Source organism: Chryseobacterium sp. 2TAF14, assembly GCF_052115105.1.
Taxonomy (GTDB): Bacteria; Bacteroidota; Bacteroidia; order Flavobacteriales; family Weeksellaceae; genus Chryseobacterium.
The window spans coordinates 1-22,405 of the sequence record NZ_JBFRGA010000024.1 but is presented as its reverse complement, the minus strand read 5'-3'; the positions used below and the strand labels follow the sequence as shown (position 1 = coordinate 22,405).

At 36.8% G+C, this 22,405-nt stretch carries 12 protein-coding genes and 1 tRNA gene; 6 read left to right on the top strand and 7 right to left on the bottom strand.

Annotated features, from left to right (window positions below; genetic code table 11):
• Nucleotides 1-38: 38 nt before the first annotated feature.
• Nucleotides 39-335: an MGMT family protein gene (locus AB4Y90_RS04635; RefSeq protein WP_441556271.1), complete on the bottom strand. Its 297-nt coding sequence runs from the start codon at nt 333-335 to the stop codon at nt 39-41.
• 55 nt (nt 336-390) lie between these two features.
• On the opposite strand from AB4Y90_RS04635, the gene AB4Y90_RS04630 reads away from it, so the two are divergent.
• A complete protein-coding gene (locus AB4Y90_RS04630) occupies nt 391-537 on the top strand; it encodes a hypothetical protein (protein ID WP_441556270.1) in 147 nt (48 codons plus the stop codon).
• A 223-nt stretch (nt 538-760) separates the two neighbouring features.
• Here the strand turns inward: AB4Y90_RS04630 and AB4Y90_RS04625 are convergent, their stop codons facing one another.
• The 5 genes from AB4Y90_RS04625 to AB4Y90_RS04605 all read right to left on the bottom strand — a co-directional run bounded on the left by AB4Y90_RS04625 (nt 761) and on the right by AB4Y90_RS04605 (nt 5,293).
• Nucleotides 761-1,852, bottom strand: coding sequence for an acyltransferase family protein (locus AB4Y90_RS04625; RefSeq protein ID WP_441556269.1), 1,092 nt, complete (start codon nt 1,850-1,852; stop codon nt 761-763).
• A gap of 221 nt (nt 1,853-2,073) precedes the next feature.
• Complete coding sequence (locus AB4Y90_RS04620) at nt 2,074-3,045, bottom strand: deoxyhypusine synthase family protein (RefSeq protein ID WP_441556268.1); 972 nt, start codon at nt 3,043-3,045, stop codon at nt 2,074-2,076.
• 26 nt (nt 3,046-3,071) lie between these two features.
• Nucleotides 3,072-3,716, bottom strand: a complete 645-nt coding sequence (locus AB4Y90_RS04615; RefSeq protein ID WP_441556267.1) for a hypothetical protein — start codon at nt 3,714-3,716, stop codon at nt 3,072-3,074.
• Between the two features lie 58 nt (nt 3,717-3,774).
• Nucleotides 3,775-4,167, bottom strand: coding sequence for an alternative ribosome rescue aminoacyl-tRNA hydrolase ArfB (arfB, locus tag AB4Y90_RS04610; protein ID WP_441556266.1), 393 nt, complete (start codon nt 4,165-4,167; stop codon nt 3,775-3,777).
• A gap of 100 nt (nt 4,168-4,267) precedes the next feature.
• Nucleotides 4,268-5,293 (bottom strand): AMP-binding protein, encoded by a 1,026-nt coding sequence (locus AB4Y90_RS04605; RefSeq protein ID WP_441556264.1) that lies wholly within the window; start codon nt 5,291-5,293, stop codon nt 4,268-4,270.
• 99 nt (nt 5,294-5,392) lie between these two features.
• Here AB4Y90_RS04605 and AB4Y90_RS04600 point away from each other — a divergent pair.
• The 4 genes from AB4Y90_RS04600 to AB4Y90_RS04585 all read left to right on the top strand — a co-directional run bounded on the left by AB4Y90_RS04600 (nt 5,393) and on the right by AB4Y90_RS04585 (nt 14,341).
• Nucleotides 5,393-5,463, top strand: a tRNA-Gln gene (locus AB4Y90_RS04600).
• A 303-nt stretch (nt 5,464-5,766) separates the two neighbouring features.
• Nucleotides 5,767-7,059, top strand: coding sequence for a DUF389 domain-containing protein (locus AB4Y90_RS04595; protein WP_441556263.1), 1,293 nt, complete (start codon nt 5,767-5,769; stop codon nt 7,057-7,059).
• An 826-nt stretch (nt 7,060-7,885) separates the two neighbouring features.
• The gene (locus AB4Y90_RS04590) at nt 7,886-13,759 is read left to right on the top strand and encodes an FG-GAP-like repeat-containing protein (RefSeq protein WP_441556261.1); all 5,874 of its coding nucleotides are present in this window, start codon (nt 7,886-7,888) and stop codon (nt 13,757-13,759) included.
• 75 nt (nt 13,760-13,834) lie between these two features.
• On the top strand, nt 13,835-14,341 hold the full coding sequence (locus tag AB4Y90_RS04585) for a hypothetical protein (RefSeq protein WP_441556260.1): 507 nt from the start codon (nt 13,835-13,837) through the stop codon (nt 14,339-14,341).
• Between the two features lie 602 nt (nt 14,342-14,943).
• Here the strand turns inward: AB4Y90_RS04585 and AB4Y90_RS04580 are convergent.
• A complete protein-coding gene (locus tag AB4Y90_RS04580) occupies nt 14,944-15,426 on the bottom strand; it encodes a hypothetical protein (RefSeq protein ID WP_441556259.1) in 483 nt (160 codons plus the stop codon).
• Between the two features lie 535 nt (nt 15,427-15,961).
• Between AB4Y90_RS04580 and AB4Y90_RS04575 the strand changes: the two genes are divergently transcribed.
• Nucleotides 15,962-22,405, top strand: a 6,444-nt coding sequence (locus AB4Y90_RS04575; protein ID WP_441556258.1) for a hypothetical protein, incomplete at its 3' end; no start/stop codon positions are given.

Sequence of the window (22,405 nt, the reverse complement as noted above, 5' to 3'; positions counted from 1 at the left end):
CCTTTGGCGCCGCCGAAACTTATTTATCCAATAAAAGTTTATAATTCATCCAAAGGATTCCAAAATAGGTTTTTAAAATTTTTCACTCTGAAATGATCAACAACAATTCCTTCAGCTTCCAGCCTCGATTGAAATTCCGGAACCGATAAAGTTCCCGAGCTTGAAATCACCCGATGAGCAGGAACATCTTTCGGACAGCCACCCATTGCTTTCCCTACATGACGCGAATGGTTTGGAAAACCTACTGCTTTGGCTATTGCTCCATAGCTCGTTACTCTTCCTTTCGGAACTAATTTGGTGATTTCCCAGACTTGTTGCTTAAAAATTTCGTTCATTTTATTTTTGCATTATTTTTGGATGTTATTTTAAAATCATTTAAAATATAAAGTTATGAAAAAATCGATTTTCAGGTTTCTTAATTCCATTAATAAAAAGATTTTACCGAAGTTAAGCGATAAAGATCCGTTGAAGCTTACCAAATTTCAGAAGGGAATTCTGGCATATCGTTATTTTGTTTTGATTAATTCTTTGGATTGATTTTCTTTTTCACTTACGCTGATTAGGCAGATAAGATTTCCCACAGATTGCACCGATTTTCACAGATTTTATTAATATGAAACTTAATAAACTTATCCAAAATCAATTTATTGATTCTTAAAAATAGTAATGATTTATCTTAAAATCTTAATGTTTGAAAAATGCTTTAATTCCAATTTCTAAAAAAATCTGCGTGATCCGTTAAATTTGCGAGAGTATCAAACTATTTAATTTTAGCAATCAACTTTCTGCAAGACTCATACAAAGGTTTCTCAATTAAAAGATAAATAATGATTGAAAAAATCCAGAGTAAAACAAAATTGTTGTCCGGAAGGAAGACGTAGGATTTTAATTTCATATTGAAATAACTGAAATGAATCAGATAAAAAACAAAAGAAGCATTTCCGAGCAAAATGAAAAACTTTGTAGAAAGAACTTTTGAAACCCATGTTTTTTCGGTCATCAATCCCCAAAAGAAAATAATAATTGCTGCGGGTAAAAACAATTCGTGAATCAGTCGTCCTTCCCATCTTTCAACGCCGTGAACGAAGTTATTTCTTGCAAAAAATCTGATGGCAAAAATTAAAATTAAAATTGAGATTCCGCTCCAAAGCGTGGGTTTTTTAATCTTGTTTAAAAACTGAATTCCTTTTTTGTTTTTCATTAAATATGCGAGAAGCATTCCGAAGAAAAACTCAAGGCTTCGGCCGAAAAATGTACTTCCGGTCATAAATTTTAAAGGATATAAAAAACCTTTTGGGTTTCCGTTAAATTCTTTTAAACCATAACCGATTCCCCATCCTAAAAAGAAAAATGCGATTAAAAACAGAAGACAGTATTTCCAGCTTTTCTTCAGCAATAAAAATAAAAACGGCGACAGAAAATAAAAGAAAAACTCTACCGTTAACGACCAAGCCTGCACAATCCCCGAAACAGAATATTTTTCAAACAAAGAATAAAAAAGAGAATATTGCAGAAAATAGGTTTTTACATCTTTTGAATAAGCGGTATCGAGAAAATAGCAGCTCAGCAAAATCCAGTACAAAGGAAAAATTCTTGCAATTCTGAGGAGAATATATTTTAAATATGACTTTTTTGATTCTAAAGGTTTTTCTTCGTAGCGGTAAGCCAGCAAAAATCCGCTCAACACAAAAAATACGGCAACACCAATATGCCATTCGCTGATGAAACGCATGATCTCAAAAGGTAAATCGTAACGCCAGTATTTCCGGTTGTGATACACAAAAACCATGATTGCGGCAATGGCGCGCATTCCGGTTAAAGCATCAAATTTATTTTTCTGAAGAGTTTCCAAGTGATAACAATAAAGTATTTAGTTATTTTTAGCTGCAAAAGAATCAAAGATTATCTCGATTAAAATTTTTAAAATTTACAAAATAGTAAGCTAGCTAAACAGTTGTATTTTGCAAGTTTTKAATCGCTGTTTTTTAATTATTCTTTTGAAACTTTTGCGGTAAATTAACTAAAAAAAGGCTTAATAAATAAGCCTTTTAAATATATGATTTAATTATAAAATTAATTTTCCAAAATGTAAGAGAACATTAATGGTGCACAAATCGTAGCATCACTTTCAACGATGTATTTCGGAGTTGTAATGTCTAGTTTACCCCAAGTAATTTTCTCATTCGGAACAGCTCCAGAGTAAGATCCGTAAGATGTTGTAGAATCTGAAATCTGGCAGAAATAAGACCAGAACGGAATGTCATGCATTTCCATATCCTGATACAGCATCGGAACTACACAAATAGGGAAATCTCCTGCGATACCTCCACCAATCTGGAAGAATCCAACTCCTTTTCCGTCTGAATTTTTTGTGTACCAATCAGCCAAATACGTCATGTATTCAATTCCTGACTTCATTGTTGTTGCTTTAAGCTCACTTTTAATGCAGTAAGATGCAAAAATATTACCCATTGTAGAATCTTCCCATCCCGGAACAACAATTGGCAGGTTTTTCTCAGCTGCTGCGATCATCCATGAATTTTCTCTCGGAATTTCGTAATACTGCTCCAACACTCCAGAAAGAATCATTTTGTACATAAATTCATGCGGGAAATATCTCTCACCTTTAGCTTCGGCATCTTTCCAGATTTCAACGATGTGTTTTTGCAGTCTTCTGAATGCTTCTTCTTCAGGAATACAAGTATCTGTAACTCTGTTTAAGCCTCTTTCCAAAAGATCCCACTCATCCTGAGCCGTCAAATCTCTGTAATGTGGCACTCTTTCGTAGTGAGAATGCGCTACAAGATTCATCAAATCTTCTTCAAGGTTTGCACCTGTACAAGAAATGAAATCTACTTTGTTCTGACGGATCATTTCCGCTAAAATTTTTCCTAATTCGGCAGTAGACATTGCTCCAGCCAAAGTGATCATCATTTTTCCGCCGTCTTTAAGATGGGCAACATATCCTTTTGATGCGTCTACCAAAGCTGCTGCATTGAAGTGCAGATAATATTTTTCTATGAACTCAGTAATCGGTTTGCTCATTTTTTTATTTTTTGCAAAGATAAAACTTAAAAACGGAATGTAGCGGATGCTGCCAGAGAAACTCTGCTTAAACCTTCCCTGTTATCTTCTCCAAAGTCAACAACCTGCCCGTTATAAGACATTTTTCTAAGCGCACCTCCGGAAAGCCCGACTTTCGGACCAATTAAAAGATGCTTGTTGATTTGATATTGATACGCAAAATCTACTTCTGCACCCAATGTATTGCCTTTACCTTTTACATCTCCTGTTTTTGTTGTATAGCTCATCGCTCCCAATGCAGCATCCAAAAGGAATTTATGTTTTGTTGGCTGGTCATAGTTGGTTACCGTGAAAGATGGACCGTAAAAATTAATTGCATCTTTAGTACTTACTGTTGCGCTTACAATATTTCCCATATTGTCAATTGAGCTAAATCTTCCTGTATGAGATGCACTGTAATTGGAATATTTAAAACCGATATGCAAACCATTTTTAATTTCATAACGAAGGGCAACATCGAAATTGGTTCCGTTTTTAAGACCTTTGATGTAGCTGCGTTCTTCCGGAGATAAAGCTGGTGAAATTTTGTTGACTCTCCATGCGTAACCAAACGACGGAGCAATAGAAATTTTTTGTGCTAATGACATTAAGGACATTGAAAATAATCCTAATGCGAATACTTTTTTAATCATTCAGAAATTTTTTCCGCAAAAATACTGTTTTTCCTTATTGAGAGAATTAAAAATTAAGTTAATATTTAAAACGTCTGTTTTCTTTTTTGTCAGAATGCTGTTTTTTCTGCTGGATTCTTTTCTCAACTGATGATTTGGATGGCTTTGTTTTGAGTCTTTTTTTCGGAATAATAATCGCCTGATTAACAATTTCAAGGATTTTTTCAGTAGCAATTTTTTTATTCTGCAGCTGCGTTCTGGATTCTGAAACGGTAAGCTGTAAAATCCCATCCAGATTAATCCGGTTTTTAAGTTTTTCGCTGATTAATTTTTTTTGAAAATCATTAAAGAATTCTGAATCCGAGACCTTCCACATTACAGTAACCGAAGTTTCTACTTTATTCACGTTTTGTCCACCTGCGCCGCTGCTTCGGGAAGTTTTATAAGTAAGTTCTGTGGTGAAATTTTTCATAGTAATTTTTTTAGCGGCTTAAATTCCCCTCCTTTGGAGGGGTGGCGAAAATTCGCAAGAATTTTTGACGGGGTGGTTTAAAGCAATTAAGAATAAATATTTACTCAAAAATATTTTTTAATTCCAACCGGTTTACTTTCCCATTCGAAGTTCTCGGTATTTTTTCTACAAAAATAATTTCTTTAGGCTTATGAAATTTTTGTTGATAGTTGATGGTTGATAGTTGTTGGCGTATCAATTCAGATTCTTTACCTTCAATCACTAAAATCAATTTCTGTCCCAAACTTTCATCTTTTAACCCTAAAAATACTACTTCATYCGGAATTTCTTGTTTTACCAGAGCTTCAAGCTGTTCAGGAAATATTTTTGCTCCCCCTGAATTAATTACATTATCTATTCTTCCTAAAAATTTAAACTGATTTTTATTTTTGATTTCCACTAAATCGTTTGTCTGTAAAATTTCAGAATTGAGTTGCGGAGCAGAAATTTTCAGACAGTTTCTTTCATCAGTTGAGATTTCAATACCATCAAAAATCTTAAAATATTCATCCTGAGTAGGGTAGATTTCCTTTAAAGCAATATGAGAAAGGGTTTCAGACATTCCATAGGTCTCGTAAATCTGAGTGGGAGCGTGGGAAGATAGGAGTGTTTGAGAAATTTTCTTTTTTAAAGATTCAGAAACAGCGGCTCCGCCAATAATCAGGTTTTGTATAAAGTGAATTTTATCTAATGAGTTTTCGACCTGTAATGGCGTCATCGCACAGAAATCGATATTTTCTTTTAAATTTTCTAAAGGTTTTAAAGCGGGATCTGAGATCAGTAATTTTAGCTTTTTCGTAATGGCTCTTACGATCATCATCTTTCCCGAAATATATTCGACAGGCAAACAAACTAAAGCAGTATTTCCTTCTTTTAAATTTAAAAAATTGCAGGTCATCTCTGCTGAATTTACCATCTTTTGTTTATCAATCTCAATAATTTTGGGAACACCGGTAGATCCAGAAGTCTGCACTTTTACCGTTTTTGAATCTGAGAACCATTCTTTGAGAAAAAAAATCACTTTTTCTTCAAAATCAGTTGCCGGATGTAAATTATTAATTTCGAGATTATTGAAGTCGATCAGCATATTCAGGAGGTTAATTTATACCTGTAAATTTAAAGAAAAATAAAAAAAGGATTTGCAAATAAAGAAAAAAGCTTTAAATTTGCATCACCAAAATAAAACAGACCTATAGTGTAACGGTAACACTCCGGTTTTTGGTACCGTCATTCGGGGTTCGAATCCCTGTGGGTCTACTTTTAATTATAGCAATCGTTTGATTTTCAGACGATTGCTTTTTTATTTTGATTATAATTCCTTTAATTTTTTTGTTTATAAATTCTGTAAATCTGTTCTATTATTGTATTTAATGTATTTGTTATCTGGATGWAGTAATAATATGATAAGCCCTTTTAGGTTTTTTTTATAGTAGTAAAAGTTTGAAAATAAGTTAATTAGATGAAAATTTGCATAGAATATTTATAAGTTGTGGTCAAACTTTAATATTTTAATGAGAATTACCATTGAAAATCCTATTTTTAACTTTTAAAAAAACAAAAATGATTAATAGCTTATTTAACTTTATTAATCTTCATAATGGTGAAGAAAAAAAAGAAAAAGTACTTGAAAATGTAATTTCGAACATCTCCTTTAGGGGTTCAAACCTGTGGATTTTGGCTTGTGCAATTATTATTGCATCTGTCGGGCTTAATGTAAATTCTACTGCTGTAATTATTGGTGCGATGCTTATTTCCCCTTTAATGGGTCCGATCGTTGGAGCCGGCTTTGCATTGGGTACTTACAATTTTCCTTTGCTGAAAAAATCAATTAAAAACCTTTTAATCGCTACTCTTGTAAGTCTTACTGTTTCTTCGCTTTATTTTTACATCAGTCCTTTCAAAGATGTACAGTCGGAATTACTCGCAAGAACGGCTCCCAATATTTATGATGTTTTAATTGCGTTTTTTGGTGGTTTGGTGGGGATTATTGCCATAACGAGAGTTGAAAAAGGAAATCCTATTCCCGGAGTGGCTATTGCAACAGCATTGATGCCGCCTTTGTGTACTGCAGGTTTTGGATTGGCTACCTCAAATTTTTCTTATTTTTTTGGAGCGTTTTATCTTTATATTATCAATTGCTTCTTTATTTGTATTGCCACTTTCTTCGTGGTAAAATATCTTAAATACCCTTCGGTGATTATTGATAATAAATATGAAAAAAGAATTCGTTATGGGATTACAGCGCTTATTCTTATCATGATTGTTCCAAGTTTCTATCTCGCCTATAACCTTTTTAACGAAAAACAATTTATAAGAACGGCAGAGCAGTTTATTCAGAAAGAATTTGACAATAAAGGATATACCATTATTTATAAGAAAATTAATTACAACACAAGTCCTAAGTCGATAGATATTGCTTTTTTAAATAAAAACTTCAGTGAAGAGGAGGTTGCATCTTACAATAAAATGCTTGTTAGTAATGGTCTTGTAAATACTAAATTCAATATCAGGCAGAGTTCTGATGATGTAAAGTCTGAAATCCTTAATGAGATCAATAAAAATAATATCAATATTTCAGAGAAAGATATTGCCATTTCTAAAATACGCCAGGAACTCGATGGCTACAAGATTTCCGATTCTACTTTGCTGCAGGAAATCAAGGCAATTTATCCTTCTCTTAATGGTATTTCCTACGGAAAGATTGAAGAGTACCCGAAAACAGACAGCGCAACGCTTAAATTTATACTTATTTACTCAGGTAAATTAGAAGATAAAGCAAAGTTTAAAAACTGGCTGGAAATCAGGTTGCGTGAAAAAGACGTGAAGCTTATCGAAAATACTGCAGATTTATAACGATCTCATCTGTTTTTGAAAAGTTATGTTTCAATAAACCCTTCGTGCATTTTGAAATAAATTAAAGGATTGATAATCGGTGTCAATTTTTCATTTGTATTTCTTATTATAAACGAAGTGGCTTTGTTTGTCTTAAAAAAAAAGCAATTTTTATATAAAAAAACTTTGTTTAACCTTGCGATAATTATTACGCAACGAAAGACAAAAAACTACAAATTATACTTTAAATAAAGATAAAGAAAGCAGTTTGACTCCTTCGAATCTTCGATTTCAATTGTTTTCGAAAAACAAAAAAACAAAATGCACAACAGGTTTCACTAAAGAATTGTTTACCAGACGATGATAATTAAAGTTTTAAAGGAGCTTCTTTAGAACTACATTTTTATTTTTCTAAAGTTTTCGTGATTGTAAAGTTCTTTTGATAATTTATTATATCTTATCATATAAAAGTGGATTTTTTTTCTGTATTGTGGTAATTATTAGAATTTTCCCACGGTTTTTATCATTAAAAAACGAATAATTCAACAATATTGATTTATCATTATGTGAATTTTATGTGAAATTATGTGAAAATATTATGAGATAATTTTGTTTTGTGTGTTATTTTTATATTAAAATTAATTAATATGCGATATTATTGTAATAAACGATTTTGTAAATGAAAATTTAATTAACTTAACACATTGAAAATAAAGCAAATTTTCTCTGTAATTTACTTTATAAAAATTGTTTTGCTAATAATCCATATACTATGATAAAAAAATCTTTTCTCTGGCGATTTTTATGTTGCCAAATTTTACTGTTTTCTTTAGCATCATTTTGTACCTTGTCTGCCCAAACGGGACCGAATGACGATTTTGACGGCGATGGCATCATCAATTCTATTGATTTGGATGATGATAATGATGGTGTTCCGGATGCTGTAGAAAGCCCTTTGTGTTACTATACGGCAAGTGAGTGGAATACTTTGGCCAAGCCCACTGTTAATGGTGTGACTGTCTCTTCGGCTCTTACTACAACTACCGGAAATTTCAGTCAATTGCTGGACGGGGTGAATAACGTAACAGCTGTTACATTTTCTGCATCGCCGGTGCAGCCCATACAGAATGCGAATGTCTATCTTTTTACATTTGCAAAGGCTGTAAAGCTAAATGCTTTGTATCTCAAATTTAATACTGCTACTCAATTTGGCGGTACAACGAAAATACAGGGTTCAAATACCAACAATGGTAGCGATTGGGTAGATTTATCTGCAGCAGTAGGAGCAGCCGCAGGTCCTAATGTTACTGTAAATGGATCAGTGAGTGTTACTACTTCTATTAAATATCCTGTTACCCTTAATACAGCTGCAGCTTATAAATACATCAGGATAACAGGTGTTGCAGCTTCTAATATCGCAGCGCAGAATGCTTCAGAAGTATATTTTGATTTTAATACTGCCGAATACGTTGCTTCTTTTTATCCTAAAGCAAGCTGTACTAATGACACAGACGGAGATACTATTCTTAATCATTTTGATTTGAACAGTGATAATGATAATGCCAGTGATGCCTTAGAGGCCGGAGCTACAACGGTAACCACTCCGAATTACCAGTTTCCTAATATCGATTCTAACGGTGATGGTCTTGTGGATGCGGTAGATGCTAATAATGACGGTATCCCGAATTATAATTCTTCATATTATCCCAATGCAATAAATGCTGCAATTTCTCCTTTAAACGCAGAAATCTGTAATGATGGAATAGATAATGACGGCGACGGAAGAATTGATGGCTATGATAGCAATTGCTATAACTTGGCAACATGCGTAACAGACAAATTTATTTCTAATTTTGAAATTCAAAATACGGCATGTGCACCTTACGGATCTGCTTCTGCTTATCAGACACCTATGGTTGCAGATATTGACAGAGATGGCATTGCAGATATTATTTCATTTAATGATGCTAATACCACTATAGCTGTATTGAATTCTACAACTTTGGTTCCTAAGTTTTCCATTCCTGCGCCGGAAGGGAACTTTGGAGCTCGCCCCAATTCATTGGCAATAGGACAGCTGGATGGAAGCGGCTATCTGGAAATTGCGTATGTTACAAGTACCAACAAAGTGGCTGTTTTGCGGTATAATGGTACAGCATGGCAAAGCTTTCTTTCTCCTGTAATAAATTCTACTGTTTTAAGCTCCGGATCTGCTTACACCAATGGGTTGGGAATCGCAGATTTTGATCAGGATGGCACCCCCGAACTCTATCTCGGAAACCAGATTTTTTCGGTTAATTTTTCTTGTACTACAGGCCCTTGTATTACCAATGTTATTAACGGAATGACTGTTGGGACGGCATTTGGTAACATTGGTGTGCCCGGAGGAGGTATATCTTTTGCTTACGACATTTTGCCTGCATCAGAATGTGCACTTTGTTCTGGCTTGGAAATTATTGCAGGAAATCAGATTTATGCTGTAAATGTAGCTACCGGACAAGTGGAGCTAGCGAGAAACTTTACAGGTTCTTCAGATGCCAATTTAGATGGTCCTACCGCTATTGCAGATATAAACTTAGATGGCTTAATGGATGTTGTGGTCTCAAATATCGGCGGGTCAATTTATGCATGGACACCTCAAACCAACCAATTAATAATGGATTTGCCTGGAAACGGTGGAGCTCAACGTCCCTTGCCGTTTATTTCGAATGTATATGATGATGATTTGGCAGATGATGGCATAAAAAACAATTCTAAAGTAAATTATCCCGAGATCATTGTACTGGTTGGTACTACTCTTACAGCTTATAATGCGGGAAGCGCTGCTCCTCTGTATACACTTGCTACTACAGATGGAAGTGCTGCAACAAGTATGGTGGCATTTGACTTTAATGGAGACGGTAATAAAGAGATTGTCTACAGAGATGAAACTACGCTTAGAATACTCTATGGAGGTCCTATGGCGTATGCTCCGTCGAATGTGGCTGCTAACAGAAATTACGCATCTTTTGCTTGTAGCAGTGGTACGGGATGGGAACATCCTATCGTTGCAGATATAGACAACGACGGAGAAGCTGAAATTGTGCAGTCTTGTGGTGGGAATATATGTATATTTGAATCAGTAAGCCACCCTTGGATGCCTGCAAGACCTATCTGGAACCAGCTGAGCTATAATATTGTAAATGTAAATGATGATGGCAGTATTCCGCAGTATCAGCAAGATATTTTAGCTTCTTTTAATGGAGCTGGTAATGATGTGTTGAATCAATTCAATACTCAGCTCAATCCGTTGGAAGTTATTTCTCCTGAAGGCTTTATTGCAGCACCGGATATTTCTGTAGGGTCGGCTGCTATAACTAATCTCAATACAGATGGTATTGCAGACTGCTCAAATATTAATATTCAATATCAGATAGATAATACGGGGAGTGCTGCGATGGAAAATAAGATCTATATCTATGTATATGATAAAGATCCAAGAACAGTTAGTACAGCAAGCTTGATCTATCAAACTCAGACTAACCAAAATATCCCGGCTGGAAGTTCAATTACTCAAACTCTTCAGTTTGGAATTCCTCCAACATCTCTTCCGGTAAACAATATTTATATAGCAGTTAATACCAATCCTGATATGACAGTCTTGGTTGATCAGTCAGATTTTCTTGGCAGTTATCCGGAGTGTAATTATGCCAATAATATTTTTGAGTTTGCTATTCCGGGATGTTTAGATACCGACGGTGATGGGATCACAGATTCTGTGGATTTAGATGATGATAATGACGGTATTTTAGATGCTATAGAAAGTCCATCTTGTTTYTATACGGCATCTGAAGCGGTAGTTCCGGTAATGATTTCAACAGGAATAGCGGGTTCAACAGTAAATTCGGTAGCTGTTGCTCCGAGTACGGATATACCGACGATGCATGATAATATTACGACAACTGTTGCGGCTTCTAACCATATTATTCCGGCTAATCAACTTGGTACGACTTCAACTATAATTTATAAAGTGCAGTATCCTACAGCAATTGGTCTAACTCAAATGGTTGTACATACAGCTACTGCAAGTTGGGGTACTGGCTCGTTCGCTGTTTTGGAAGGTTCAAATGATGATGTAAGTTACACTGCTGTTTCAGCTCCTGTAGCTACAAGTGCAGGAAGCCCAAAAATCTGGCCGGTAACACTAAATGTAAATAATCTGTATCGTTATTATAGAATTCGTGTGTCAACGGTGGGAAGTACCCAGCCAACATTTACAAACTACGAAGTTGTAGGAACTGTTAATACCGCAACGTATAACCCTTCTGCAAGCCCTAAACCGATAAACTGTTTGGTTGATACAGATGGTGATGGTTTTACGAATCACAGAGACTTAGACAGCGATGGCGATGGCTGCCCTGATGCAGTAGAAGCTGGTGTATCAAGAAACGCAGGCACTGCAGGATCAATGTCTGCAAGCGGCGGAAGTATCTATTCTGGAGGTATAGCTTCCGGTACAGCTAATGCTTATGTTGGCAATGGTACAACAAGTCAATACGGAGCAAATGGATACTTTAATGGTATTGAAACAAGTTCGGAAAGTGGTGTTTATAATGGTACTTCAACCTATTCACAATATGCATTGAATAATACGTTGAACTATTGTTTAGATACTGACGGAGACGGAATTCCTGATATTGATGATATCGATGATGATAATGATGGAGTTTTAGATACTTCTGAACAAAATTGCCCTAATGGAAGCAAAACGGGAGTAATAGTTACTAAGCCTTCTACAATTAATTATAATATGAATGGTACAAGTGCAACCAATACCTTGGCCGATCTTGTGGATGGTGTGGATGCGAATGTATATGTGATGTACAACCCTACAGGAACCTTGAGCAATGCGGAATGGTTCAGAGTAGAGTTTCCTTATGCAAGAATACTTTCGTCTTGGGAAGTAGCACATTATAGTAGCCAGACATTGTTTTCTATCACTAGTACCTATAAAGTACAAGGAAGCAACGATGCCAATGTTTGGACAGACCTTACCGGAACATTAACCTACTCTAGAACCCAAAGCGGACAAAGTACCCAAGCAAACAACTCCAATGTAGCGAATTTTTCTTCCAATCAAACAGCTTATAAATATTACAGATATTATGGTATTTCGGGTTCGGTAGGTACTGGTTGGGCTACAGAGTTTTACTTTCAAGACAATAGCTGTGTAGATATAGATACCGATAATGACGGCATACCAAATCGCTTAGATCTTGACAGTGACAACGATGGTTGCCCAGATGCAGTAGAATCCAGCGTTTCTGCCAATACAGGTGCTTCCGGATCTATGTCTGCAAGTGGTGGTGCTATCTATTCAGGAGGAATTGCGACAGGAACCGCCAATGCCTATGTAGGCAATGGCACATCTTCACAATATGGTACAAACGGATTTTTCAATGGTATTGAAACAAGCTCAGATAGCGGTGTTTATAATGGTGTTTATACCTATACCCAATATGCATTGTCTAATAATGTAAGTTTATGTGCCGATACAGACGGTGATGGTATTAATGATATTACAGATATCGACGATGACAATGACGGAATTTTGGATGCCGTGGAAAGCCCGGCTTGCTTCTATACCTCAGCAGAAGCAGGTGTTATTGCATCTGTCTCTACCGCTTTGGTGAATGATGACGGTACCAATGTAGATCTTCCTTTCATGCATGACGGAGTTGCGACGAGTGTAACTGCCAGCAATAATGTCATTGCTATTAATGAAGCGGCTAATGGTGCTGTGATTTATAATATAGATTATCCTACAGCAGTTAAGCTTACCAGTATAACGCATGCCGGAACTACTTTCGGTACAAATGCCACTGCAAAAATTCAGGGTTCTAACGATAAAATTGCGTGGGATGAACTGATGACTGCTCCAACAGCAGCTACAGCTAACCCTAAAACATTTACAGTTAACAACAACACAGCAAACAGCTACCGCTACTACCGTATCGTAAAAGTGGCAGGAACTACCACACCTGCTATTACGTCGTACGAAGTTTCATCTGTGCAGAATACTGCAGGTTATGTACCTTCTGCACATCCTAAACCAACGTGTGCCACTGATTTTGATGGTGACGGCATTTTCAATCATCTGGATTCAGATTCAGATAACGATGGCTGTTCTGATGCATTTGAAGCCGGCACAGCAGCGTATAGTACTTCTAATGGAGGAACTGTCAGTTCGGGAACTTTAGATAATCCGACCAGTTCAGTTTCACCGAATGCTACGGTGGGATCTAATGCATCCGGAGATTATGGAGTAAATGGATTCTATAACATCTTGGAAACTTCAGAGAATGGTGTCTATTTAGGAACTTATACCTATGCTAATGCAATAAACAATGCGATTGCTAATTGTATCCAGGCATGTTACAGACCTGCCGTTGTAGCAGGGACAGCTTTAGACACTAGACAGGGYATCACTTCCTTACAAAGAGCRGGTTCAGATAATGACAACTGGCCAATGGTAAGAAAAGGAGCATGGACGGCTTTGGAATCTAAAACCAAAGGATTTGTACCTAACAGGTTGACCGCCCAGCAAATCACGGATATTCCTGCAGCTAATCTGAGAGAAGGGATGATGGTGTATAAYATCACTTCAGACTGTTTATAYATTAATACCGACGGAACACCGACAGGATGGAAATGCTTTAACACACAGRCTTGTCCGGAYTAATTTTATTAAATTTAAAACGYAYATTGAAAAATGATAACACAAAATAACATAATAATTTCAGCAGCAGTAYTCTTTATGGGTACTCTGCTGACTTCAGCTCAGGTTGCAATAGGAAAAGAAGCWGTGGTAAACACTTCAGTTTCTTTAGAATTTGGAAATGRAAACCGGGGAATGATCCTTCCYTGGGTAACAAGTACAGGTGCTGTTGCAGGAGCCGTAAACGGAACGGTGGTTTATGACCTTTCTGATCATAAGGTTAAAACAAAATATGGATCCGGCTGGAAGGATCTTTCGATAGATGCRACAGGAACTACAATAGATCCCRTAACTTCTGTAGATGGTGTKCTTATACAGGACTCTCATACRGAAAATACGGATGCAGAAGTTACGATAGGCACTACTCAAACTTCGGATACAGGAATYTTGATTTTGGAAGAYACCGATAAGGCGATGATTTTGCCAAAAGTGGCAAGTCCGCATCTTAATATCATCAATCCTGCACCGGGAATGATGGTTTACGATACCACAGCGAAGCAACTTGCTGTTTTCAACGGTACGGTGTGGAGCTTCTGGAAACCTTAGAAAATATTTAGAGATTTAAAAATGAAAACCTCTCGTGTCCAATGGGTACTGAGAGGTTTTTTTATGATTGTAAATGAAATCAGAATGGAGGGTAATAGAATTTTATTCCGATAATATCACATATTCCCAAATAGTAATTAACGTGGGTTCGGGATAAGAATTATTTTAAATTATGAGTTATTTGATTTAGTTCCTATCGCAAAGTCAAACAAAGTTTTCTTTATATTCTATTTTGTTTTTAAAATAAACCACTTATCGAGGTAATACAAATAGTATTTCATTGTTAAGTGTAACGCCTTTGTTTAACTTAAATATTTAAAGCTGTATTATTAAAACTGTTTGTTTGACATTGCGGTTAGAAACCTTATTCCGAACTCAGGTTAATTAATAATTATAACAGGGTTATTTGTGTCGGAAGCTTCGATAATTGAGTTAAATACTCAAAAATTTCACCAAAAAGCTCTGATATTTGACTTGGATGCTCAAAAATTTGACCTAAATGCTCAAATATTTGTGTTAAAAGCTCAAATATTTAAGTAAAAAGCTTAAATACTTGAGCTCTGAGCTTTGATGCCGGAGATAAAAGGCTGGTCATATAATAATTACAACCCTCCGGTCTTGTTGTCTAAAGAAGCTTTCCCGCGGGGAAAACGTTTGCTCAGGTCTTCGGCAATGGTTTTGGCTTCTGCATCGCCTGCACGGGCAGCCAGCTTTACACTGCCATAGTAATAAAGAGCCTGCACATAAGCTTCATGCCCGGTAAGCATGATGGTATCTTTTATCATTTCTCCTACCTGCTGTGATACCGCATATAATGGCAATAAGGTTTGGTTTGCAGTATAATCTTTTTTGCATTCTTGTGCATCCATCATCGAAGGAATAAACTTGGGATTGGCTGTTGTGTATTCTATAACTTTGTTGACGAAAGCAACGCTTTTATCGCTCATCTTAGGAAGGCTTTTACGTTCATCGGCTGTCATTATTCCCATATAAGGGGCAAGCAGGTCTTTGATTTCCTGAAATTTTGTACTGATTTGGGCTGCTACATCCTGAGGGATGTCTACACTGATTTGATTTTTTGACATAATTTTTTTTGTTTTAAATGTGTTTATAATAAGCAGATAGATTGCTCTGCGGTGAAAAATAGTTTGGAGGGATTGTTGGCAGTAAGCCGGGAACTGTAGTGTTTCATGAGATTTGTGTTTTTGTTTCTCCAAATGTAATAAAAATTACATACGAAAAAACAAATAACGATAAATTTTTTTTAAAACCATCATTACAGAGATTCTTGGCTCACTTTGTAAACTGTATTTAACTTTTTAGTAAAACAAATAAAAATTAATTTTCATAATTGAGATGCTTGTTGAATATTTTTCATTATTACCTTGGTTTTTATTAAGGAAACGCATCAGTTGGGATTGGGTTTTTATGTGAAATATTAAAAAAAACAATTAAATTTTATATTTTAAAAGTATTTAATGTTGTTTTAGATGAAATTTGTATACTTTTGTAGCTGAATATTTGTTTACTTAATATATGTGTAATGTTGTCAAATTTACATTTTATGAGTTAGTCATATATTTTTTTAGTAAACAATTAATTTTAAATAAAATACAAGTTATGATAGAAAAAACTACCCTTGGGAAATTTCTGCGTTGCCAGATATTTCTCCTTTCCCTCCTCTCATCAGGTATCATCTACGCCCAAACGGGACCGAATGATGATTTCGATGGCGATGGCATTATCAATTCTATTGATTTGGATGATGATAATGATGGCGTGCCGGACGCTGTAGAAAACCCTTCATGCTACTATACTGCAAATGAATGGAATAATTCAGCGAAACCTATCACTAATGGAGTTAGCATTACTTCTTCTTTAACAACAACACTTGGCAATTTTAGCAGTCTTTTAGATAATGTTGGAAATGTAAATGCTGTTACTTTCTCCGCTACACCTACACAGCCAATTCTTAATGCAAATGTGTATCTTTTTACCTTCGCCAAGGCAGTTAGGTTAAATGCATTATATTTACAATTTAATACGACAACGCAATTTGCCGGCACTACGAAAATACAGGGTTCAAATACCAATAATGGTACTGACTGGGTAGATTTGTCAGCTGCTATCTCTCAGACACCGGCTACAAATACTACCGTAAACGGTTCTGTAAGTGTAACCACATCTATAAAATATCCGGTAACGCTAAATACTGCAACGGCATACAAATACATTAGGATAACAGGTGCAGTGGCTTCTAATATTGTAGCACAAAATGCTTCAGAAGTTTACTTTGATTTTAATCAGGCTTCATATGTAGCTTCATTCTATCCAAAGACAACCTGCACGGATGGTAATATTGATGGGGATGGCATTTTACCCCATTTTGATTTAGACAGTGATGGCGATGGCTGCTCCGATGCTTATGAATCTGCGGCAACTGCCAATATATCAAATAACTATCAATTTCCTGATGTAGATACAAATAATGATGGATTGGTAGATAATGTTGATCCGGATGGGGATGGAATTGTAAACTATTCGTCCTCCTATGTTTCTTATGCTATTAACAATACAATCAAAGCGTGTTCAGATACTGATGGTGATGGGGTTAATGATTCTATCGATGTTGATGACGATAATGATGGAGTATTGGATATAAATGAAGGACTGGTCTGCAAAGGGCTGGTTGATATGGGAACTTCCGGTTTTGCTTTGCAGCCTTATACGGATTATACCGTGGAAACAGGAAATTGTAATTTTGGAAGTGCCTGTTCTGTGATAGCCTACTATAAATTGGGTGATGCAGGTTGTACCGCAGTTAATAGCGCAACAAACTTACCAAGCGGTTATGGAAATGGTTCTACGATATTGGGAACTAATTTCGAATGTACTACAACAGCAAAAGCTATTGTAAAATTTTCTAATGTAAGTGTTGTGCAGGGGCAAATATATACATTTAAAATTCCATTTTTATACTTTGGTCAGAATGCTCCTTCTACAACGCTTTATATTAATGGTGTTGCTCAGCAAACTCTTAGTTTGGTTGCCGATGGTACACAATGGAAAACTTTTGAATTTACTTTCACGGCACCTTCCAGCACTATTTCTATAGAATTAAAAGCGGCTTCCACTTCTGTTACCGGCAACAGTACAGACGGAGCATTTTTATTACCTACGTTGYAAAATATAAATTCGGGCAGTGCCTGCACGTATGCTTTTACAGATACAGATAATGACGGCATTTCCAATCACTTAGATCTAGATAGTGATGGTGACGGTTGTCCTGATGCAGTAGAGACAGGCGTTTCAAATAATGTGGGTGCTTCGGGGTCTATGTCTGCCAGTGGCGGTGCAATTTATTCAGGGGGTATTGCCTCAGGAACAGCAAATGCTTATGTGGGTAATGGAACTCCTTCTCAATACGGTGCTAACGGATTCTTTAACAATATAGAAACAAGTCCTGAAAGTAGCACTTATAATGGTACTTACACTTATCAATATGCTATTGCAAAAAATTACAGCATTTGCGCCAACAGAGATGGTGATAGTCTTCCCGATCTGACTGATATTGATGATGACAATGACGGGATCCCGGATGCTGATGAAAGTCCTTCTTGTTTTTATACCGCAGCAGAATTAAAAGCAGCCGGAGATTACACTACAGATTTTGCATTTATTGCTGGAAACCAGTCTTCTCTGTCGGTAGTATATGACAACAATACAACTACCTATGTAGGATTAGCTGCCAATGCTAACAATGCAGGAAAAAATCTTATTGAATATTCCGTTCCAGGTGGTAATAAGATTGTTTTAACTACAATGACGATCCAGATCGGAATAAATAATGCATTTCCGGCCAGTAGCTTTCAGCTGGAAGGTTATGATGGGACAAATTGGGTAGCCTTATCTGCAGCTCAGGCAATGAGTACTGCAAATACAACTTATACATTTACAAACACCTTGCATCCTACAATTGGTTATTTGAAATTCAGGATAAGAGGCTTGTCAGGTTCTACAACCAGTGGAGTAAGGTTGCACGAAGTTAATTTTAATTCTAGTACTTTTAATGCAAGCTTATATCCAAAGGCAAGCTGCAGTACAGACACAGATAATGATGGTATTCTTAATCATCACGATCTTGATAGCGACGGTGATGGCTGTAGCGATAGTGTTGAGGCTGGAAATACAGCATTTACCAGCAACAATATCACAACATTCAATACAGGTACAGATGCCAATAACAACGGATTGCTTGACCAGTTTGAAAACGGGACAACAGGTACGATCAATTATACCTCAACCTACAATTTATATGCTACTAATGCAGCTGTTAGTGTATGTGCAGATACAGATGGTGATGGTATAAGAGATATTATTGATATTGATGACGACAATGACGGAATAACAGATGTAATAGAAAATGGTTCGTGTACTTCATTACTGGAAGGTGTTGTAGATGGTTCGTTTGAGAGTGCTGCTGGTGTTGCGTGGGAAGAAAGTACGAATACAGGCAGTCTTAATTCTACACTGGGCCCTACAGGATGGACGCCCACAAACAGTCCTGATACATGGAAAGGAGGATTCTCTTTGAATGGAGTAGGAAATTGGGGTGGAGCGATGAATGGTGTGCCACCAACCCCTGATGGCAATATATTTGCCGCTATTTATAATGGTTTTCTTAATGAAGCTATAAGTACAGAAGTACCCGTATCAAAAGGCGTACAAGTTGGTGAAACCTACTTTTTTGAATTTAACCAGATTTTTGGAGGAGTAAATGGTGTAACAACCGTTGGGCGGCAAGCTCAGCTCAGATTTACTATCGATGGTGTTGTTTACCTCTCTAGTATGATGACTTATAACGGCAACAATGTTAAGAGCTGGGAAAAATCAAAAATATCTTTTGTAGCTACATCTACAAGCCCAAATATAACTATAGATGTGCTGGCAGGTGGAGATGGAAATTATTTGGGAATAGATGGAATAATCTTATATAAGGAAAACACACAAGGCTGTGCTGGTGTTCCAAGAGATACTGATGGAGATGGAGTTCCAAACTATTTGGATCTTGACAGCGATGGCGATGGCTGTTCAGATTTAGCAGAATCTAATGTAAGCCCTGCAACAGATGTGAGTACACCGTCTTCTACTACCAATAATAACGGAACAAGCTATGGGATTGCAGCTGATAAGCTCATAGGAAGCCAATTGAGCCCGGCAGGAACAGATACCAACAATGACGGTCTTAATGACAGCGTAGATCCTGACCTGAATGGACAGACCAATTATATCTCAACCTATAATATTTATGCTGTTGACGGAACATCAAATGTTTGTGCAGATGATGATGGTGATGGCATTAGCGACCTTATCGAAGATATTGACGATGATAATGACGGTATTCCGGATGCTGTGGAATCACCTACATGTTTCTATACAGAAGCAGAAAGCAATGCAGCTCTTACAATTACATCGCAATTTATAAGTCCAGATAATACCGAATTGGATAGTGATATGCAGCTATTGCATGACGGATCTACCGCAGCTACATTTAACTTTAATGCATACAGTGCAGCACAAAACCCTACAGGAAGCAATTTATTTACAATAAAATACCCTACACCGGTTAAGATTTCCAGTATTACGGTTTCTGATGATATCAGCAGTACTTCCGGTGCTAATGCAGTGGTGGTAGGTTCAAATGATGGTATTAACTGGTCGACACCATTGACGAATACTCCTGTTGTTATTACTACAACACCGATTGTATTTACTATAAATCCGTCACCGGCTTATTTGTATTACAGAATACAGACAGGAAGTGTACCGGGAGCTTTAGCAACAACCAATACAATAGGTGAGATAACGGTAGCTTTAACCAATTATATTGCATCTTATCACCCTAAAGCCAATTGCTTTGTAGATACGGATGGCGACGGTATTCCCAACAGGTTAGATTTGGATAGCGACGGTGATGGCTGTAGTGACGCCTACGAAGGTGGAGCTACTACAAATACTACTCCAAATTATGAATTTACAGGTGCTATGGGAACCAATGGTCTGGAAGATTCTTTAGAAACTTCTGTAGATTCCGGCGCAGTAAACTATACTGCTACCTACAGCCTGTATGCATTGAGTAGTACGTTGAACCTTTGTACTGACACAGATGGAGATGGCGTTGGAGACCTTATTGATATAGATGATGATAATGATGGGGTATTGGATGCAGCTGAAATTTCATGTACGGTATCCACTACCGCTAAAACGGGGATCATTGTAATCAAACCTGCCACCATAAACTATATCTTTGATGGTACACAAACTTTAGCTAATCTGGTAGATGGTGTGGATGCTAACGATTATATTATCCGTACCCCAACAGGAACATTAACTAACAGCGAATGGTTTAGAATTGAATTACCTACAGCAAAAGTACTGACCTATTGGGAGGTTGGGCATTATAGTGGACAATCATTATTTACTACAACATCAATCTATAAAGTTCAAGGAAGTAATGATGGAGTTAGCTGGAATGATGTCACCGGTACTTTAACGTATTCAAATACACAAAGTGGTTTGTCATCTCAACCAGACTCTAATATTGCAGAATTTCCCAACAATAATATTGCATATAAATATTATAGATATTTCGGATTAGGAACTGCCTCAAGTCAAGGCACTTGGGCAACCGAGTTTTATTTTAAGGAAAAAAATTGTATTGAACTAGATACCGATGGTGATGGAATTCCTAATCGTTTAGATTTAGACAGTGATGGCGATGGTTGTCCGGATGCTGTAGAATCTGGAATTTCTACAAATGTAAGTGCTTCAGGATCTATGTCTGCAAGCGGTGGTGCTATCTATTCCGGAGGTATAGCTTCCGGTACAGCTAATGCTTATGTTGGCAATGGTACACCATCTCAGTATGGCGCAAACGGCTATTTTAATGGTATTGAAACATCTTCAGAAAGTGGTGTTTATAATGGAACTTCCACCTATACTCAATATGCATTAGCTAATAATTTAAGTATTTGTGCCCAAACAGATACTGATGGTATTAATGATATAACAGATATAGATGATGATAACGATGGTATTCTGGATGCCGTGGAAAGCCCGGCTTGTTTCTATACCTCCGCCGAAGTTGCCATACCAAAAACTGTCACCACGCAAATTGTAAGCACAGGTACAATTGCTAATGTTTATGATAATAATGTTGCTACAACATTTGCCTTTACCAATGGTTCTACCAAAGCAAACTTAACGGTTTTTGAAATTACACCGCCTTCTTCTATAAAAGCAAGTGCTTTATATATTCGTTATAGTACTGCTACAGCCAACGCGTTGGGTACAACGGCCAACTCTGTAAATGTTGAGGGATGGAATGGTACTTCCTGGACTATTTTGCAGACCTATACACCTGCAGCAGCCGCATCCAATGTTCAGAGCTTTGCTATCCCGGCTGCTTCGCAAACTGCTTATAGTAAATATAGATTGCAAGGATTATCAGGTACTGTAAGTAATGCTGTTATTACAGAAATAGGTTTAACGGCGTCGTCTGATTACATTCCTTCTGCTCATCCTAAACCAACGTGTGCAAATGATACAGACGGAGATGGCATATTCAACCATCAAGATACAGATTCAGATAATGATGGCTGTTCTGATGCATTTGAATCCGGAACGGCTGCGTACAGTACTGGTAATGGCGGAACGGTAAGCTCAGGAACTTTAGATAATCCTTCCAATACCATTTCACCTAATGCTACGGTAGGGTCTAATGCTCCTTCAGATTACGGAGCGAATGGATTCTATAATATTCTGGAAACTTCAGAGAATGGTGTTTATCTGGGAACTTATACCTATGCTAATGCAATAAACAATGCGATTGCTAATTGTATCCAGGCATGTTACAGACCTGCCGTTGTAGCAGGGACAGCTTTAGACACTAGACAGGGCATCACTTCCTTACAAAGAGCAGGTTCAGATAATGACAACTGGCCAATGGTAAGAAAAGGAGCATGGACGGCTTTGGAATCTAAAACCAAAGGATTTGTACCTAAC

Excerpts from the sequence above, each read along its gene's own strand:
- AB4Y90_RS04580 (WP_441556259.1), bottom strand. The coding sequence starts at position 15,426 with ATGTCAAAAAATCAAATCAGTGTAGACATCCCTCAGGATGTAGCAGCC.
- AB4Y90_RS04630 (WP_441556270.1), top strand. The coding sequence starts at position 391 with ATGAAAAAATCGATTTTCAGGTTTCTTAATTCCATTAATAAAAAGATT.
- AB4Y90_RS04620 (WP_441556268.1), bottom strand. The coding sequence starts at position 3,045 with ATGAGCAAACCGATTACTGAGTTCATAGAAAAATATTATCTGCACTTC.
- AB4Y90_RS04635 (WP_441556271.1), bottom strand. The coding sequence starts at position 335 with ATGAACGAAATTTTTAAGCAACAAGTCTGGGAAATCACCAAATTAGTT.
- AB4Y90_RS04615 (WP_441556267.1), bottom strand. The coding sequence starts at position 3,716 with ATGATTAAAAAAGTATTCGCATTAGGATTATTTTCAATGTCCTTAATG.
- arfB (WP_441556266.1), bottom strand. The coding sequence starts at position 4,167 with ATGAAAAATTTCACCACAGAACTTACTTATAAAACTTCCCGAAGCAGC.
- AB4Y90_RS04595 (WP_441556263.1), top strand. The coding sequence starts at position 5,767 with ATGATTAATAGCTTATTTAACTTTATTAATCTTCATAATGGTGAAGAA.